Genomic DNA, 18,202 nt, shown 5'->3' on the forward strand with positions numbered 1-18,202 from the left:
GGCCGCCCGACCTGGGGACGGGCGGGGTGGCCGCCTGGCCTGTGGACAACTGGTGGGGTGGTCGGCGGCGTGGGTTACGTTCGAGGGGTGAACGCAACCAGCTTCGACGGCGGCCCGGACGCGACCGGCACCGGTACGCCGGTGCCCGACGCCGCTGCCCCCGCGCCCGGCACCGATGCCCTTGCCCCCGGCCGTATCGTCCTGCTCACCACCAGCCACCGCGTCGCCCCCGGTCTGCTGTCCTGGCCCGCCTGGCAGGCGTTGCGCGGCGCCGACCAGGTGCTGTGCGCGGACGGCGCGCACCCGCAGCTGCCCTACCTCCGCGAGGCGGGCATCACCGTCGACGAGACGGCGCCGCACGCGCAGGAACTGATCGACGCGTGTGCCGGCGGCCGCACCGTGGTCGTCGTCGCCACCGGTGAGGGTGAGCCCCGGCTGACCGACGGGCTGTCCCGGCTCGCGGGCTCCGGTCGCATACAGATGCCGGACCTGGAGCTGCTCCCCGCCTCGTACGACCTGCCGGGCGCCCGCTTCCTCGACCTCGTCCAGGTCATGGACCGCATTCGGGTCGAGTGCCCCTGGTCGTCCCAGCAGACCCACGAGGGCCTGGCGAAGTACGGCATCGAGGAGGCGTACGAGCTCGTCGAGGCGATCGAGGAGGGCGACCGGGACGAGCTGCGGGAGGAACTCGGCGATGTCCTGCTCCAGGTCGTCTTCCACGCCCGGATCGCCGAGGAAGGCGGTCCGGAGGACGAGGACGACCCCTTCTCCATCGACGACGTCGTCGGCGGCATCGTCACGAAGCTGATCCACCGCCACCCCCACGTCTTCGGCGACGAGACCGCCACGACCCCCGAGGAGGTCAAGGAGCACTGGCTGCGCACCAAGGCCGAGGAGAAGCGCCGGACGTCCGTGACAGAGGGGATCCCACTGGGCCAGCCGGGCCTGGCCCTGGCGGCAAAGCTGGCATCCCGGGTGCGCACGGCAGGACTTGAGGTCGAACTCCCCCGAGGAGAAGGCGTCGGATACGAGCTGTTGGCCATAGCCGCCCGCGCCGAGGCCGAGGGCGTGGACCCGGAAACAGCACTGCGAACGGCGGCCCGCGCCTACCGCGACGCAATCCGCGCGACGGAGCGACCCGGGGAGGGGTGAGGGGCGGGGCCGAGCAACCTGCCGGGTTGCGGGTCGGAGTCGAGTGACCGGTCGGGGTGCGGTCGGTCGGGGCCGGGGCAGCCGGGGGATAGGGCGGGCGGAGTGCGGCGACTCGGGTGGGTTGCGGGTCGGAGTCGGGTGACCCGCGGGGTGCGGTCGGTCGGGGCCGGCGTAACCGCCGGGGATGCGGGCGGCCGGAGCCAAGCCACCCGCCGAGGTGTGAGGTCCACCCCCGGCGCGGGGGGCACGCGCTCACGCGCTCACGCGCTCGGTGCGCGGCCCGACGGGTTGTGCCAGGTCGGCTGGGGACGGTCGAGCAGCCACTCCGCCGTGCCCAGCGGCCGGGTGCGGTCCTCGGCGGTCGGCGCCAGGACGTCGTGGAAGATCCGCTCGGCCGGAGTGCCCAGCCCGGGAAGCTCGGCGCCGATCTCCTCGACGAGCTTGGGCGGACCGGCCAGATAGACCTCGTGCCGCTCCCAGCCCGCGCGGTTGCCCAGCGCGGTCAGCAACCGCTCGGTCGCCTCCGCCTTGGGCCGGCCGGGCGCAGGGGTGATGAACGTGACGGAGAGCAGCGGAAGTCGGGCCTGAAGTCGTTCGACGGCGGACCGGTCGTAAAGATAGGAGGTGTCCCGGGCGACGAGGAAAAGCCGGGCCTCGTGCGTGGCGTCGAGCTGCTGCAGCAGCGCTTTGACGGGCGCCCACCCCGTACCGGCCGCGATGAAGGTCAGCGGCCGCTCGACGGGTGGCCGCAGGGTCATCCCGCCGCAGGGCGCGCCGAGCCGCAGGACGTCCCCCTCCCGCGTCTGCCGGACCAGGGCGGTGGAGAGCACCCCGCCCTCGACCCGGCTGATGTGCAGGTCGACGGTGTGGTCGGCGCGGGGCGCGTTGCCCAGCGAGTACGGCCGCCAGATGCCCGGCAGATGCGGGGCGTTGACGCTGACGTACTGGCCGGGGGAGAAGCACAGTCGCCGGTCGGGCCGCAGGGTCAGTACGGCGAGATCGTCACCGTGCCGGGTCCGGGCCACGACTTCGGCGTCCCACCAGGGCGGTTCACCGTCCTGCTGCGCCTCCCAGGCGCCCTGGAGCATGACATTGGCGATCGCCCCGTACGCCTCGGCCCACGCCTTCTCGACCTCTGTGTTCCACGCCGACCCCGCCACGAAGGTGAACGCGGCGATCAGGCTCGCCCCCACGGCGGCGTAATGGTCCGGCTCCGCCAGGTACTTCCGGTGATCTCGCCCCAACTCCCGCAGGTATCCCGGCAGTGCCGGATCCCCCAGTCGCTCCATCACATACGTCAGCGCCGCGAACAGCCGGTCCCGCTGCCGCTCCATGTCCTCCGGAAAGTCCAGCGGAAACAGCCCGCGTACGTCCGGGTTGTGCCGGAACAGATGCGAGTAGAAGTACTTGACCGCGAACTCGGCCCGTCTCTCGACGACCGCGAAGCTGGATCTGAGTATTTCGGGGTCCACTTCGCGACTGTAGGGACTTGCCGAGTCGCGAAGTCAACCAGCAGGTGATTTCCGGACAGCTCGGGGTGAAGAGGGTGAGAGACCGAGAGGGGATCGCTGAGTACCGTTGGCTGAGGGCGCTCGCCCAAGCCTCCCGCCTCCATGCGTACCGCTTCCGCGCTCTTCCGCTGCTCCGAGCCGGGCTGGTCAGCCTGCGTCAGGCAGACGTGAACTCCACAGGAAGGTTCCGCAGTCCGCGCATGATCAGGCCGCCACGCCAGCGCAAGTCCGCGGGGTCGGCGGCAAGCTGAAGATCGGGTAGGCGGCGCAGCAAGGTGGCCAGCGCGGTGCGGCCTTCGAGGCGGGCGAGCGGTGCGCCGATGCAGTAGTGGATGCCATGTCCGTATCCGAGGTGCTGGTTGTCCCGGCGGGAGAGGTCGAGTGTGTCCGGCTCATGGAAACGAGCCGGGTCACGGTCGGCAGCGGCGAGGACCACGAGCACGGGATCACCGGAAGCGATTCTCTGTCCGCCGATCGTGAGGGGCTCGGTTGCGTAGCGCCAAGTAGCGAGTTCGACCGCGCCGTCGTAACGAAGTAGTTCTTCGATGCCTGTGTCGAGCAGTTCCTGATCTCCGTGCTCGATCGACTTCTGTAGTTGTGCTCGCTGTGTCGGATTGCGCAGCAGCGCGTAGGTGCCGTTGCCGATCAGGTTCAATGTCGTTTCGAAACCTGCGAACAGTAGTACGAAACACATGGCTGCTGCTTCGTTCTCGGTGAGGTGCTCGCCGTGGTCGGAGGCGCGGATGAGCCCGGAGATGAGGTCTTCGCCGGGGCCGAGTGTGTCCGAGAGCGCCTCCCGCTTGCGCTGGATCAGCTCGGCGAGATAACTGCGCATCTTCTTCACGGACCGCCCGACACCGCCCCTGGGCCCACCGCCGTGCCGGATCATCATCCCCGCCCAGTCCCGGAAGTCGTCCTGGTCCTCGCGGGGGACGCCGAGTAGGTCGCAGATGGCGTAGATGGGGAGGGGGAAGGCGAACTCGTGAATGAGGTCGGCGCTTCCGGTATGCGCAAACTGATCGATGAGCTGGTCGGTCAACTCTTGGACTCTGGGCTCGAATTCGGCCACCCGGCGGGGTGTGAACGCCTTGGAGACGAGTCGGCGGAGCCGCGTGTGGTCCGGCGGGTCGATGTTGAGCAGATGGGTCATGAGGTTGGCGCTGCGCTCGCCGGGGATGCCCGTCTTGCTCTTGCCGTGGGCGTCTTCGGAATGGTGGGCGGGATTCTTCGAGAGCCGCTGGTCGGCGAGAGCCTCCTTGGCGTCCGCGTACCGGGTGATCAGCCAGGCCTCCACCCCACTGGGGAGCGTGGTTTGGTGCACGGGCGAATGCTCGCGGAGCCACGCGTAGGCAGGGTAGGGGTCGGTGGCGAACTCCCAGGTGAAGAGTTCGGGTTTGTTATGGGGGGCGTTCACGGGCTGACGGTACCGGGCGCCGTGTTGCGCGGGTGAGATCGCCGAATTGTGCAATTTCCCTTCAACTGCACAGAGTGACAGGGAAAGTTCCCCAAAACGGCACCGGCCCCAGCGCGCTTGCATCAGCGCAAAGGAGCCGGAACCTTCCCGCCGGTGCTCGAACACCCCGGGGACGGAACAGTCTCGGAGGACTGAACACGCCCACTGTGGTGCGCCCATGCCTTGCCGCCCCGGCGTCCGTGGTCCGTGGTGTGGTCGCTGAGGACACGGGGGCGCGGCGGTAGCCAAACCCAGTGCCGGGTCTGCGGCCGACTCATTTCGTGACACTCCGTGGCCCTGCACACCTCACCGAATTCGGCTTACCCCGCCTCCCCGCGCCGGGGAGGCCGGACCACCCGCCTCCCGACCTCCAACTCGCAAGGGATTCCGCCGATTTGCACTGACGCGGGGGGCGCATTATACGTGGATTGCGTACGATTCCAGTGGAGTTCACGGCTCCGCTCCAGTTGTCCGCCGGGTGGGCCTGAGGCGGTTCGGGGGCTGCGGAAAGCTGACGATCCATCAACATTGTGATCTTCACGTGATCTACGCTGCATCGACTTGTGACAAGCGTTCGCGTGCGGATACGTTCGACGAACAGCGCGGATCATGCGTCGCAGACGTCGGCTGGCGTCGCCGTATGTCGCTGTAGTCACCTGCTGTCACATGAAAGGGCTTCCGCATGCTCTCCGGGAACGGTCGCCATCGTCGCCCCCGTCAGGCCCCGGCTCTCCTTGTCGCGGCAGGAGTGACCGGATCGGCGATCGCGATCCCGTTGCTCGGTGCCGCGAGTGCGAGTGCGGCCGACACCACTACTTGGGACCGCGTCGCGGAGTGCGAGACGGGTGCCGCCTGGAGCGACAACGCCGGTGACGGGTACTACGGCGGGCTGCATGTGACCCAGTGGGACTGGGAGAACTACGGCGGCCTCGAGTACGCCCCGAGCGCCGACCAGGCCAGCCGCTCGCAGCAGATAGCCGTCGCCGAGAAGATCCTCGACGGCCGGGGGCTCGTCGCCTGGCCCACCTGCGGACCCCTCTCCGGGCTCAGCAAGGACTCCGCCTCGGTGGAGGTCGACACGGGCGTGGTGGACGACTCACCGTCGGCCACGCCCGGTTCCGCGGACCCGTCCGCATCGTCCAGCCCTTCCCCGTCCGCATCGTCCAGCCCCTCCCCGTCCGGCTCGCCCTCCGCGGACGCAACCGAGGACACCGGAAACCCCACCAACTCCGACGCTCCGGAGGTGGAGGCGAGTGCGGACGCGAGCGCCGACCCAAGTGCCACGAAAAGTGATGAATCGGATAAGTCCGCCCCGGCCGACGATTCTTCGAGTGCGCCCGAGGATGAGGCGACCGCCGGGCGTCACCGTGGTGACACCGCCACCGAGGGTGCGACCGACGGCCGTACGGACGACGCCACCTCCGGACGGCACGCCTCACGTGACTCCGACACGGCCCGCGCCGTCGTCGACGGCTCCTATGTCGTCCAGGCCGGCGACAGCCTCTCGGTCATCGCCGACGCCCTTGGCCTCGACGGCGGATGGACCCAGCTGTACGACGAGAACAAGGAGACGGTCGGCGCCGACGCGGACCTCATCCTCCCCGGTCAGAGCCTGGCAGTTGGTGCTGAATAGGGTGAAAAGCAGCGGGAGTTCGCGTCATGGTTCGCCATAGAATGTCCAGTTTGGCGAGAATGAGAGATGGATCTCAGACCCCCTGATCGTCTTTGATATTCCGCCGATCGCCTGCCTACGGTCGTGACCGCTCGCCACAGTGAGCCCCGACGGTCGCAACGCCGAATCCTGCCAGCGGCCGTACGGGAACAGTCGTCGCGTCAAGCGCCGTAGGCAGGAGCGGGGGACCCAAGGTAAGCGCCGCGCCCGGTAGTTGACCGGGAGTGGCTTGGGGTGAAGCCGTGCATCGAAGGGTGCGCGACCGGGCACTCACCCGCCCGAACCCGACAGCTCACCTCGTAGGCGTCGGTGAGGGGATCACTTCATGCTGCGTTCGTGCAAGGGCAAGCACCGTCGCCCGTCCAAAGTCACCCGTATCGCCACGCTCGCCGGAGTGACCGGCGTCGCCGTCGCCGCTCCGCTGATGGCGGCCGGCACCGCCTCCGCCGCCACCACCTCCGAGTGGGACACCGTCGCCCAGTGCGAGTCCGGTGGCAACTGGTCCATCAACACCGGCAACGGCTACTACGGCGGCCTGCAGTTCTCCTCCTCCACCTGGTCCGCGTACGGCGGCAGCTCGTACGCCTCCACCGCCGACCAGGCCTCCAAGTCCCAGCAGATATCCGTCGCCGAGAAGGTTCTCGCCGCGCAGGGCAAGGGCGCCTGGCCGACCTGCGGCACGGGCCTGTCGAACGCCGCGAACGACGCCGGCAGCACCACCCCTTCGCAGCCGAGCACGCCGAGCACGCCGAGCACGCCGAGTGCACCGAGCTCGGGGACCGACGAGCAGCGTGCCTCGCGTTCCTCGGAGCGGGAGACCGCCAAGAAGGAGACCGTCGAGACCCCGACCGGTAAGACGGTCAAGAAGGGTGACGGTGAGTACAAGGTGAAGAAGGACGACACCCTCAGCGAGATCGCCGAGGCGAAGAACGTCAAGGGCGGCTGGCAGAAGCTGTTCGAGCTGAACAAGGACATCATCGACGACGCGGACTTCATCTACCCGGGTCAGCAGCTGCACCTCAGCTGACGGCCCGGGTCGCCGGCCGACGGCGGTCGGCCGGCGACTGACAGGCAGCTCGCGGTTGAACCACAGCCCGCTCCCATACGTGGTCTCCATACTGAAGGCCTCGTGTGGGTCACCCCCGTCCCCCACGGGCTCCCCGCTCCGGTGCGTGTTCCCCCGTACGCACCGGGGCGGGGCTTTTCATTTCCGGCACCGGTCCCGGCGACGCCACCCTCTTCCCCACCTTTTTGTTCCGTTCGGGAACAATATGTGCTCTCAGTTCTGCACAAGAGGGGGTAGACCGGCTGGCCGATCCCTCGGAGCCGGTTAGGCTCATCTACGCGGGGCTGCCACAGTCCCGCGTACCCGCGTCACATTCCTGAAGGAGATGCTCGTGCCGTCCATCGACGTCGTCGTAGCCCGGGAAATCCTCGACTCGCGAGGGAACCCCACCGTCGAGGTCGAGGTCGGCCTCGATGACGGCAGCACCGGTCGTGCCGCCGTCCCGTCCGGCGCCTCCACCGGAGCCTTCGAGGCCATCGAGCTGCGTGACGGTGACCCCAACCGTTACGGCGGTAAGGGTGTCGAGAAGGCCGTCCTCGCCGTCATCGAGCAGATCGGCCCGGAGCTCGTCGGTTACGACGCCACCGAGCAGCGCCTGATCGACCAGGCGATGTTCGACCTGGACGCCACCGACAACAAGGGCTCGCTCGGCGCCAACGCCATCCTCGGCGTCTCCCTCGCCGTCGCGCACGCCGCCTCCGAGGCCAGCGACCTGCCCCTCTTCCGCTACCTGGGCGGCCCGAACGCGCACCTGCTGCCCGTCCCGATGATGAACATCCTGAACGGCGGGTCGCACGCCGACTCGAACGTGGACATCCAGGAGTTCATGATCGCCCCGATCGGTGCGGAGTCCTTCTCCGAGGCGCTGCGCTGGGGCGCCGAGGTCTACCACACCCTCAAGAAGGTGCTGAAGACCAAGGGCCTGTCCACCGGCCTCGGCGACGAGGGCGGCTTCGCCCCGAACCTGGAGTCCAACCGCGCCGCGCTCGACCTCATCATCGAGGCCATCAAGCAGGCCGGTTACATCCCCGGCGAGCAGATCGGGCTCGCGCTCGACGTCGCCGCGTCCGAGTTCTACAAGGACGGCAAGTACGAGTTCGAGGGCAAGTCCCGCTCGGCCGCCGAGATGACCGAGTACTACGAGGAGCTCGTCTCCGCGTACCCGCTGGTCTCCATCGAGGACCCGCTGTACGAGGACGACTGGGCCGGCTGGAAGGTCATCACCGACAAGCTGGGCGACAAGGTCCAGATCGTCGGCGACGACCTCTTCGTCACCAACCCGGAGCGGCTGGCCCGCGGCATCGAGGAGGGCTCCGCGAACGCCCTGCTCGTCAAGGTCAACCAGATCGGCTCGCTGACCGAGACCCTGGACGCCGTCGAGATGGCGCAGCGCAACGGCTTCAAGTGCATGATGTCCCACCGCTCCGGCGAGACCGAGGACACCACCATCGCCGACCTTGCCGTCGCGGTGAACTGCGGTCAGATCAAAACCGGCGCCCCGGCCCGCTCGGACCGCGTCGCCAAGTACAACCAGCTGCTGCGCATCGAGGAGATCCTCGACGACGCCGCGGTGTACGCCGGCCGTAGCGCGTTCCCCCGCTTCAAGGGCTGAGCCGGGCCTCGTAGGAAGCGTCGTACGTACGTCCCCGTACTCGGTCCCGTACCGTGTGCGGGGACGTACGCACGTGCTGGCAGGGACGTATCGGGGAGGCGGGATACATGGCCGTGAAGGACCGGGACCGGTTCTCCACCGCGACCAGGCTGAAGCTGCTCGGCGAGCAGACGGCGGCCCGGGTCTACCGCTCCCAGACCAAGCGGCAGGCCCGCCGCTCGCGGCTCACCGGGCGGGCGGCGCTCCTCGCCCTTGTCCTGTGCTCGCTGGTGGTGGCCCTCGCGTACCCGATAAGGCAGTACGTGTCCCAGCGCGCCGAGGTCTCCGACCTGGTGCGGGAGCGGGAGCAGGCCCGCGCGCGGGTCGAGCAGTTGCGTGACCTCAAGGCGCGCTGGCAGGACGACGCGTACGCGGAGCAGCAGATCCGGGACCGGCTGCACTATGTGATGCCGGGGGAGACCGGCTACATCGTGATCGACCCGGACGCGGCGAAGCAGTCCCGCGTCGACCAGGGGGCGGCCGACCGTCCCTGGTACGCGAACGTGTGGGACGGCGTGGACAGAGCCGACGCCACCGACCGGTGAACGAACCGATCGACCAGTTCACCGGTGGGCCGCTGACCGACCGGCTGGCTGAATCGGCGGACCGACCGGACCGACCGGACCGACCGGACCGATCGACTGACTGAATCGATCGACTGACTGAATCGGCAGACCGGCCGATTGACCGTTTGACTGACTGACCGTTTGGCTGACTGACCGTTTGACCGGCTGACCAGAAAGACATGTGACTCACGGCATGGAAACGCCACCGCCGCCCACCCCGCGCACCGAGCCGACCGACGCGGATGTCGAGGCCTTCAAGCAGCAGCTGGGGCGACCGCCGCGCGGGTTGCGCGCGATCGCGCACCGCTGTCCCTGCGGTCAGCCGGACGTGGTGGAGACGGCGCCCCGACTTCCCGACGGGACGCCGTTCCCGACGACGTACTACCTCACGTGCCCGCGTGCCGCCTCCGCGATCGGCACCTTGGAGGCCAACGGGGTCATGAAGGAGATGACGGACCGGCTGGCGAGCGATCCCGAGCTGGCCGCCGCGTATCGCGCCGCTCACGAGGACTACATCGCCCGGCGTGACTCCATCGAGGTCCTGGAGGGCTTCCCCAGTGCGGGCGGCATGCCGGACCGGGTGAAGTGCCTGCATGTGCTGGTGGGCCACTCGCTGGCGGCGGGGCCCGGCGTGAACCCGCTGGGCGACGAGGCCATCGCGATGCTGCCGGAGTGGTGGCGCAAGGGGGCCTGTGTGGTCCCGTCACCCGAGACGCATCAGCCCGGCACCCACCCCTCCCTCGCCGAAGAGGAGGCCGCCAAGTGACCCGTGTCGCCGCCGTCGACTGCGGTACGAACTCCATCCGCCTGCTCGTCGCCGACGCGGACCCGGCGACGGGGGAACTCGTCGACCTGGACCGGCGTATGACGATCGTCCGGCTCGGCCAGGGCGTCGACCGGACCGGGCGGCTCGCCCCCGAGGCGCTGGAGCGGACCTTCGCCGCCTGCCGCGAGTACGCGGCGGCCATCAAGGAACACGGCGCTCAGCGGGTGCGGTTCGTGGCGACCTCGGCTTCCCGTGACGCCGAGAACCGGGACGAGTTCGTGCGCGGGGTGCTGGACATCCTGGGCGTGGAGCCCGAGGTCGTCACCGGTGACCGGGAGGCGGAGTTCTCCTTCACCGGCGCGACCAAGGAGCTGACCGGCCGGGACGACCTCGCCAGGCCGTACCTGGTCGTGGACATCGGCGGCGGTTCCACGGAGTTCGTCGTGGGCGACGACCAGGTGCGTGCCGCCGCGTCCGTCGACATCGGCTGTGTACGGATGACCGAGCGCCACCTCGTGCACGACGGCAAGGTCAGTGACCCGCCGACGGCCGCCGAGGTCGAGGCGATCCGTGCCGACATCGAGGCGGCCCTGGATCTCGCCGAGCGGACCGTGCCGCTGCGAGAGGCGCGCACGCTGGTCGGGCTGGCCGGCTCGGTCACCACGGTCTCGGCGATCGCGCAGAACCTTCCCGTGTACGACTCGGCCGCCATCCACCACTCCCGGGTCTCCTACGACCGGGTCCGTGAGATCACCGAGTCCCTGCTGACCTCGACGCACGCCGAACGCGCCGCGATCCCCTCGATGCATCCGGGCCGCGTCGACGTCATCGCCGCCGGCGCCCTCGTACTGCTCGCGATCATGGAGCGGATCGGCGCGGCGGAGGTCGTGGTCAGCGAGCACGACATCCTCGACGGGATCGCGTGGAAAGCGGCGGAAGAGCTCGAGTAGCGCATCGCCCGCGCTGCCCGACGGGGTCGCGTGGGCGGTCGCGTAGCCGTGTGCTCGGCCTCTCCTGAGCAGGTCGAACAACGTATGAGCGCACTTGAGGGGTCCGGAAAACGCCTCGGCGACACGCCGCCGGAAAAGTTCGTGAAGTTCTTCACAAGGAAAAAGGCCCTGTTGGACGAGGATTTCGTTCCTCTGGCCCTTCGGGGCGGCTCACCGGGCAGGGGAGGGTGCTCACTGGAGCGTTCGGGGCGTGTTTCGGGCGTGTGAAACGGGGGCCGCTCCGGCCCGTTCGCGGGACCCTCGCGGAGGCGGAGCGGCAGCTCACGCGGTGTTGACAACGGTCCGAACCGTACGCGGGTTCCCTCGTGGCGACATGACCTCGGTCACGTGGGCGGCGCAGTGTAGCAGAGGTGCCGACCTTGCTTGTGAAGGGGCTCACGAGCGACCCCCCTGGGGCAGGTGGATACTCGATGGCATGAGCACCACGGAGCGTCCCAGGATCCTCGTAGTAGGCGGTGGGTACGTAGGCCTGTACGCAGCTCGGCGCATTCTCAAGAAGATGCGCTACGGAGAGGCGACCGTCACGGTTGTCGACCCCCGGTCGTACATGACCTACCAGCCCTTCCTCCCCGAAGCCGCCGCCGGCAGCATCTCCCCTCGGCATGTCGTCGTCCCGTTGCGACGCGTGCTGCCCAAGGCGGAGGTCCTCACCGGTCGGGTGACCACCATCGATCAGGACCGCAAGGTCGCGACGATCGCCCCCCTCGTGGGTGAGGCGTACGAGCTGCCTTTCGACTACCTCGTCATCGCGATGGGCGCGGTCTCGCGCACCTTCCCGATCCCCGGTCTCGCCGAGCAGGGCATCGGTATGAAGGGCATCGAGGAGGCCATCGGCCTGCGCAACCACGTCCTGGAGCAGCTCGACAAGGCCGACTCGACCACGGACGAGGAGGTCCGCCGCAAGGCGCTCACCTTCGTCTTCGTCGGCGGTGGCTTCGCGGGTGCGGAGACCATCGGCGAGGTCGAGGACATGGCCCGCGACGCGTCGAAGTACTACACCAGCGTGTCCCGTGAGGACATGCGCTTCGTCCTCGTCGACGCGGCGGACAAGATCCTTCCCGAGGTGGGCCCCAAGCTCGGCCTGTACGGCAAGGAGCACCTGGAGAGCCGGGGCGTGGAGATCTACCTCTCCACCTCCATGGACTCCTGCGTCGACGGCCACGTCGTGCTCAAGAACGGCCTCGAGGTCGACTCCAACACCATCGTCTGGACGGCCGGCGTCAAGCCGAACCCCGTCCTCTCCCGCTTCGGTCTGCCGCTCGGCCCGCGCGGTCACGTGGACACCCAGACCACCCTTCAGGTGCAGGGCACGGACTACGTCTGGGCCGCGGGCGACAACGCCCAGGTGCCGGACGTCGCCTCCCGCAAGGCCGGTGTCGAGAACGCCTGGTGCCCGCCGAACGCGCAGCACGCGCTGCGGCAGGCGAAGGTGCTCGGCGACAACGTGATCTCCGGTATGCGGGGCTTCCCGCAGAAGGAGTACGCGCACGCCAACAAGGGCGCGGTGGCCGGGCTCGGCCTCCACAAGGGCGTTGCGATGATCGTCATGGGCAAGGTGAAGATCAAGGTCAAGGGCCGTCTCGCCTGGTACATGCACCGCGGCTACCACGGTCTCGCCATGCCGACGTGGAACCGTAAGATCCGCGTCTTCGCGGACTGGACGCTCGCGATGTTCCTCAAGCGTGAGGTCGTCTCGCTCGGTGCCATGGAGACTCCTCGCGAGGAGTTCTACGAGGCCGCCAAGCCGGCGCCCGCCCGTGCTGCCGCGGCGGCGGCAGCGCCTGCCAAGACCGAGGAGAAGGCCAAGGCCTCCTGACCTCCGGTCGCCGAACGCCGGTCGCCGAACGACGAACGCCGAACGCCCCGAAGGGGCCTCCCGCCATCCGTGGTGCGGGAGGCCCCTTCGGCGTTTCCGCGCCCGCCGTACCGGCGATAAAAGCACCGCCCCTTCGACGTCGAAAGCATGGTCTCTGCACCTATTTTGCGAAGCCGTAACGCGGAAGAGGGACTGCACGAAGAGCATGTTGGTGTTTACGTGGGTGTTGGAGCGTTCGGGAGTGTCGTCACGGAGGTGTGCGCCATGCAGGACGCCGCGCTGCGGCTCAAGAGCCTTGTCGAACAGTTGCTGGGAGCCCCGCTCCCGCTGCGTATCCGCGCCTGGGACGGCTCGGAGGCAGGGCCGCCCGCCGCCCCCGTACTCGTCGTACGGAATCGACGGGCTGTACGGCGGCTGCTGTGGAAGCCGGGGGAACTCGGTCTCGCCAGGGCGTGGGTCGCCGGGGACCTCGGCGTGGAGGGCGACCTCTACACCGCCCTCGGCCTGATCTCCGGGCTCGTGTGGGAGCGGGGAGAGGACGCCAGGGGGTCGGCGGAGGCGCTGCGGGACCCCGAGGTACGTGCCGCTCTGCGTGGGCTGGTGAGGCTGGTCGGGCCGCTGCCGCCCGCCCCGCCCGGAGAGGAGGTGCGCAGACGCCGTCACCTGCACACCAAGCGCAGCGACCGGCGGGCCATCAGCCACCACTACGACGTGGGCAACGACTTCTACGAGGTCGTCCTCGGCCCGTCGATGGTCTACTCGTGTGCCTACTGGGAGTCCGGGGAAGCCCCTCTTGAGGACGCGCAGCGCGACAAGCTCGACCTCATCGCCCGCAAGCTGGACCTGAAGGCGGGGCAGCGGCTCCTCGACGTCGGCTGCGGCTGGGGTTCCATGGCCATCCACGCCGCCCGTGAGTACGGCGTCAGCGTGGTCGGCGTGACCCTGTCGCAGGAGCAGGCCGCGTACGCCCGCAAGCGGGTCGCGGAGGAGGGGCTGACCGACCGGGTGGAGATCCGGGTGCAGGACTACCGGGATGTCGCGGACGGGCCGTTCGACGCCATCTCCTCGATCGGCATGGCCGAACACGTGGGCGCCGAACGGTACTTGGAGTACGCCGAGGTGCTGCACCGGCTGCTGAGGCCCGGCGGGCGGCTGCTCAACCACCAGATCGCGCGCCCGCCGCGTCGGGACGAATCGGCCTACTCCGTCGACGAGTTCATCGACGCGTACGTCTTCCCGGACGGCGAACTCGCGCCGGTCGGGACGACGGTGACCCAGTTGGAGCGGGCCGGCTTCGAGGTCCGCGACGTCGAGTCGATCCGCGAGCACTACGCCCTCACCCTGCGCCGCTGGGTCGCCAACCTGGAAGCGCAGTGGGGGCGTGCCGTGCGGCTCACCAGCCCCGGCCGGGCCCGCGTCTGGCGGCTCTACATGGCCGCCTCCGCCCTCGCCTTCGAGCGCAACCGCATCAGCGTCAACCAGGTACTGGCGGTCAGGACACCGGAGGCTTCGGGGACGTCCGGGATGCCGCTGCGGGCGCGCACCTGGAACTGATCCCCGTACAGGAAGGCTGGATCCCGTACAGGAAAGCCTGATCCCGTACGAGAAAGGGGCCCCGTCCGATCGCCGGACGAGGCCCCATCTCGCGTCCCGCTATTCGGACTTGATGGCCGACAGCATGTTCAGGCGGGCCGCCCGCCATGCAGGCCACAGCGCGGCCAGTACGCCGACCGCCGCCGCGAGGAGCAGGAAGAAGCCCATCCTGGCCCAGGGCAGGACCAGTTCGTACGTCGGCATGCTGCTGCCGAGGAGTTCACCGGCGGCCCAGCCGAAGAACACGCCCAGGCCGATGCCCAGTACGCCGCCGAAGAGCGAGATGACCAGGGACTCCAGACGGACCATCCGCTTGATGCCCTTGCGGTCGAGGCCGATCGCGCGGAGCATCCCGATCTCCTGCGAGCGCTCGAAGACCGACATGGCCAGGGTGTTGATGACACCGAGGACGGCGACGATGACGGCCATCGCGAGCAGGCCGTAGAGCATGTTCAGCATCAGGGTGAAGATGCTCGCGATGCCGTCGGAGATGTCCTTCTTGTCCTGGACCTGGATGGCCGGGTTGTCGCCGAGAGCCTTCTCGATCCTGTTCTTCGTGGCGTCCGACGCGCCGCTCGCCGTCTTGAGCATGACCTGCATGTCGAAGGCGTCCGTGGTGTGCGGCGTGAGCGTCGAGTTGTCGAGCATGATGCCCGAGATCATCTCGTTGCCCTGGTAGACGCCGGCCACCGTCAACTGCTGCTTGCTGCCGTCCTCGTACGAGACGGTGAACTTCGAACCGGCCTTCCAGCCGTGCGACTCGGCGGTGCGGTCGTCGACCACGACCTGGGTCCCGCCGACCTTGAACGAGCCCTCGTCCAGGGTGAGCTCGGTGAGCTTGGCGATGGACGCGCCGTTGACGCCCGTCAGGTACTCGGACTTCTGGTCGATGCGCGAGGGCGAGTTGCGCAGCGCGCTGGTGTCCGTGACTCCGTCGAGGCCGGCGAGCGTCTTCTCGACGTCCGGCGAGAGGGGGCGGCCGTTCGCCATCGAGACGACGTAGTCCGCCTTGATCGCCGAGCTGGCCATCTTGTCGATCGACTTCTGCAGGCTGCCCGCCATCACCGTCATGCCGGTGATCAGGGTCAGGCCGATCATCAGCGCCGAGGCGGTCGCGGCGGTGCGGCGCGGGTTGCGCACCGAGTTCTGGCGGGCGAGCTTGCCGGAGACCCCGAAGATACGGAGCGCCGGGGAGGCGGCCGCGATCAGCGGGCGGGACAGCAGCGGCGTGAGGATGAAGACGCCGAGGATGAGCAGGACCGCGCCGAGACCCATCGGGGCCTGGCCGTCCGAGCCGCTCATGGTCGTCGCGTACAGGACGACGGCGATGCCAGCCCCCGCGAAGAGGGCGCCGATCGTGTTCCGCAGGACCAGGGACTTCGTGGTCGCCTGCGCGTGCACGCTGCTCATCGCGGCGACCGGCGGGATCTTCGCCGCGCGGCGGCCCGGCAGCCAGGCGGCGAGCATCGTGATGAGGATGCCGACGATCAGGGCCGTGGCGACGGTGCCGGGCGAGATCACCAGCGGGCCGTCCGGTACGGGTGCGCCGAGCGTGCCGATCAGGGAGCGCATCCCGGCGCCGATGCCGATGCCCGCGACCAGACCCGAGACCGCGGCGACCGCGCCGACGAAGAACGCCTCGACGAGTACGGACCGGGTGACCTGCCTGCGGGAGGCACCGACGGCGCGCAGCAGCGCAAGTTCCTTGGTGCGCTGGGCGACCAGCATGGTGAAGGTGTTGGCGATGATGAACGTACCGACGAACAGCGCGATGCCGGCGAAGACCAGCAGGCCCGTCTTCATGGCACTCATCCCCGAGGAGATCCGCTCGGCCTGGTCGGCGGCGGCCTTCTCGCCGGTCGTGGTGGAGGCGATGTCCTTGGGTACGACCTTGTCGAGCTGGTTCCGCAGGGCGGTCTGGCTGGTGCCGGCTGCCGCCTTCACATCGATCTCGCCGTAGCTGCCGACCGAGTCGAAGAGCTTCTGCGCGGTGGCCGTGTCGAAGAGGGCCAGGCTGCCGCCGGCCGCGACATTGCCGTCGTCGGTGGTGAAGATGCCGGTGACGGTGGGCGTGAGGACGGGCCCGTCGACGGACAGCCGTACGGTGTCGCCGACCTTGTACCCGGCCCGCTTCGCGGTCTCGGAGTCGATCGCGACCTCGTTCGGGCCGCGCGGGGCGCTGCCGCCGATCAGCGGATACCGGAGGTCCTTGTCCTCCCAGTAGTTCCCGCCCCGCGACTGGAAGCCGCTGCCGACGAGCTTGCCGTCCTTGTCGGCTATGGCGGTGAAGCCGTTGACGACGCCTATGGCGGAGGCGGCACCCGGGACGGCGGCGGTCTTGTCGAGCAGCTCCTGTGTGAGCTTCTGCTCCTTGCCGACCGTGTCGCCGGTGTCGTCCTGGTACTCCGGCTCGATGACGACGTCGATCTGGTCGAAGCCCTTGGCCGAGCTCTTCTGGTAGGCGTCCGAGATGGTGTTGGTGAAGACCAGGGTGCCGGACACGAACGCCACGCCGAGCATCACGGCGAGCACGGTCATCAGGAGCCTGGCCTTGTGCGCGAGTACGTTGCGCAAGGCGGTACGGAACATGGGGTTGTCTCAGTCCAGGGAGGTAGGAAGTCTTCGGGTCGGCGCGACGGGTGCGCGGCCCTGTCTTCGGGGCGTTGCGACGGTGCGCGGCCTTGTCTTCGGGACGGCGCGATACGTGCGCGGGCCTTGCCTTGGGAGCGGCGCGACGGGTGCGCGGCCGGATGGGCAGGCGGGCGGGCGGGCGAGCGTCAGCTCGTGCGGCCCTTCGCGTCGAACTGCTTCATCCGGTCGAGGACGGCGTCCGCGGTCGGCTTGAGCACCTCGTCGACGATCCGGCCGTCGGCCAGGAAGATGACGCGGTCGGCGTACGCGGCGGCCACCGGGTCGTGGGTGACCATGACGACGGTCTGCCCCAACTCCCGTACGGAGTTGCGCAGGAAGCCGAGTACCTCCGCGCCGGCGCGGGAGTCGAGGTTTCCGGTCGGCTCGTCGCCGAAGATGATGTCGGGCCGGGAGGCGAGCGCGCGGGCGACGGCGACGCGCTGCTGCTGGCCGCCGGAGAGCTGGGAGGGCCGGTGGGTCAGGCGGTCGGCGAGGCCGATCATCTCGATGACCGTGTTCAGCCACTCCTTGTCGGGCTTGCGGCCCGCGATGTCCATCGGGAGGGTGATGTTCTCCAGGGCGGTCAGGGTCGGCAGCAGGTTGAACGCCTGGAAGATGAAGCCGATCTTGTCCCGGCGCAACTTGGTGAGCTGCTTGTCCTTGAGGGAGCCGAGTTCCGTCTCGCCGATGCGCACGGAGCCGGAGGAGAACGAGTCCAGTCCGGCCACGCAGTGCATCAGCGTGGACTTGCCGGACCCCGAGGGACCCATGATCGCGGTGAACTCCGCCTGCCGGAAGTCGACGGTGACCTGGTCGAGGGCGACCACCTGGGTCTCGCCCTGTCCGTAGACCTTGGACAGTTCCGTGGCACGGGCGGCCACCGTGGTGGCCCGGTCGGCGGTGCGAGTGGCGGTCACGGGAGGGGTGGTCACGGGAGGGTGCTCCTGTCGGGACGACGACGATTTCCGGGGACGTGTTGTCCATCGTCCCGGCTGTTTCGGGCCGTGTAGTCACCCGCTGTTCCGGTTCCTAGGGCGACTTCGGTCGCACCACGAGCGCCCGTGTCATACCTGGGGATGAGGACCGTCCCTGAGAGCGCCGGTGACGGCTGCTGTGCGGGCCGGATGTTCGGACGGTGAAATTCCGTCATTCCGTATGCGGCGCCGGAAGTCACCCGAAAGGCTATCTGGCATGTGCGGATGGTCCGTACCGGGTGCTGATGGACCCTCAGACATCAATAAAATAAGACAACTTCGGTCCGACCGACCGGAGTTCGGGGGGTGAGCCCCGATAGGCTCGGGAGACCTCGATGCGG

The 18,202-nt window shown here is 68.9% G+C and carries 13 protein-coding genes and 1 riboswitch; of the genes, 9 read left to right on the top strand and 4 right to left on the bottom strand.

Annotation, left to right across the window (positions count from 1 at the left end; genetic code table 11):
• Positions 1–87: 87 nt before the first annotated feature.
• Positions 88–1,152 (top strand): nucleoside triphosphate pyrophosphohydrolase, encoded by a 1,065-nt coding sequence (locus ACFWP7_RS20695; protein WP_384382998.1) that lies wholly within the window; start codon positions 88–90, stop codon positions 1,150–1,152.
• Between the two features lie 260 nt (positions 1,153–1,412).
• On the opposite strand, the gene ACFWP7_RS20700 is transcribed toward ACFWP7_RS20695, so the two are convergent.
• Positions 1,413–2,624 carry a globin domain-containing protein gene (locus ACFWP7_RS20700; protein ID WP_384382999.1) on the bottom strand — a complete coding sequence of 404 codons (1,212 nt, stop codon included), beginning with the start codon at positions 2,622–2,624 and terminating at the stop codon, positions 1,413–1,415.
• 196 nt (positions 2,625–2,820) lie between these two features.
• Entirely contained in the window at positions 2,821–4,077 is a 1,257-nt protein-coding gene (locus tag ACFWP7_RS20705; RefSeq protein ID WP_384383000.1) for a cytochrome P450, read from the bottom strand.
• A 721-nt stretch (positions 4,078–4,798) separates the two neighbouring features.
• On the opposite strand from ACFWP7_RS20705, the gene ACFWP7_RS20710 reads away from it, so the two are divergent.
• The 8 genes from ACFWP7_RS20710 to ACFWP7_RS20745 all read left to right on the top strand — a co-directional run bounded on the left by ACFWP7_RS20710 (position 4,799) and on the right by ACFWP7_RS20745 (position 14,217).
• Positions 4,799–5,749, top strand: coding sequence for a transglycosylase family protein (locus ACFWP7_RS20710; RefSeq protein WP_384383001.1), 951 nt, complete (start codon positions 4,799–4,801; stop codon positions 5,747–5,749).
• Positions 5,750–5,944: 195 nt separating this feature from the next.
• Positions 5,945–6,109: riboswitch (cyclic di-AMP (ydaO/yuaA leader) on the top strand.
• Between the two features lie 4 nt (positions 6,110–6,113).
• Positions 6,114–6,815: a transglycosylase family protein gene (locus ACFWP7_RS20715; RefSeq protein WP_384383002.1), complete on the top strand. Its 702-nt coding sequence runs from the start codon at positions 6,114–6,116 to the stop codon at positions 6,813–6,815.
• Between the two features lie 364 nt (positions 6,816–7,179).
• Positions 7,180–8,466, top strand: coding sequence for a phosphopyruvate hydratase (gene eno / locus ACFWP7_RS20720; RefSeq protein ID WP_384383003.1), 1,287 nt, complete (start codon positions 7,180–7,182; stop codon positions 8,464–8,466).
• Between the two features lie 107 nt (positions 8,467–8,573).
• Complete coding sequence (locus tag ACFWP7_RS20725) at positions 8,574–9,050, top strand: septum formation initiator family protein (protein ID WP_384383004.1); 477 nt, start codon at positions 8,574–8,576, stop codon at positions 9,048–9,050.
• A 214-nt stretch (positions 9,051–9,264) separates the two neighbouring features.
• A complete protein-coding gene (locus ACFWP7_RS20730; protein WP_384383005.1) occupies positions 9,265–9,837 on the top strand; it encodes a DUF501 domain-containing protein in 573 nt (190 codons plus the stop codon).
• The gene (locus ACFWP7_RS20735) at positions 9,834–10,787 is read left to right on the top strand and encodes an exopolyphosphatase (RefSeq protein ID WP_384383006.1); all 954 of its coding nucleotides are present in this window, start codon (positions 9,834–9,836) and stop codon (positions 10,785–10,787) included. The genes ACFWP7_RS20730 and ACFWP7_RS20735 overlap by 4 nt, the downstream gene beginning before the upstream one ends.
• A 475-nt stretch (positions 10,788–11,262) precedes the next feature.
• Complete coding sequence (locus tag ACFWP7_RS20740; RefSeq protein WP_384383007.1) at positions 11,263–12,663, top strand: NAD(P)/FAD-dependent oxidoreductase; 1,401 nt, start codon at positions 11,263–11,265, stop codon at positions 12,661–12,663.
• Positions 12,664–12,927: 264 nt separating this feature from the next.
• On the top strand, positions 12,928–14,217 hold the full coding sequence (locus ACFWP7_RS20745) for a class I SAM-dependent methyltransferase (protein WP_384383008.1): 1,290 nt from the start codon (positions 12,928–12,930) through the stop codon (positions 14,215–14,217).
• Positions 14,218–14,316: 99 nt separating this feature from the next.
• Here ACFWP7_RS20745 and ACFWP7_RS20750 read toward each other — a convergent pair whose 3' ends face one another.
• Together ACFWP7_RS20750 and ACFWP7_RS20755 are read right to left on the bottom strand one after the other, a co-directional pair.
• Positions 14,317–16,845 (bottom strand): ABC transporter permease, encoded by a 2,529-nt coding sequence (locus ACFWP7_RS20750; RefSeq protein ID WP_384383009.1) that lies wholly within the window; start codon positions 16,843–16,845, stop codon positions 14,317–14,319.
• A 188-nt stretch (positions 16,846–17,033) separates the two neighbouring features.
• Entirely contained in the window at positions 17,034–17,804 is a 771-nt protein-coding gene (locus ACFWP7_RS20755) for an ABC transporter ATP-binding protein (RefSeq protein ID WP_384383070.1), read from the bottom strand.
• Between the last annotated feature and the right edge of the window lie 398 nt (positions 17,805–18,202).

This window comes from Streptomyces sp. NPDC058470, from assembly GCF_042721055.1.
GTDB lineage: Bacteria > Actinomycetota > Actinomycetes > Streptomycetales > Streptomycetaceae > Streptomyces.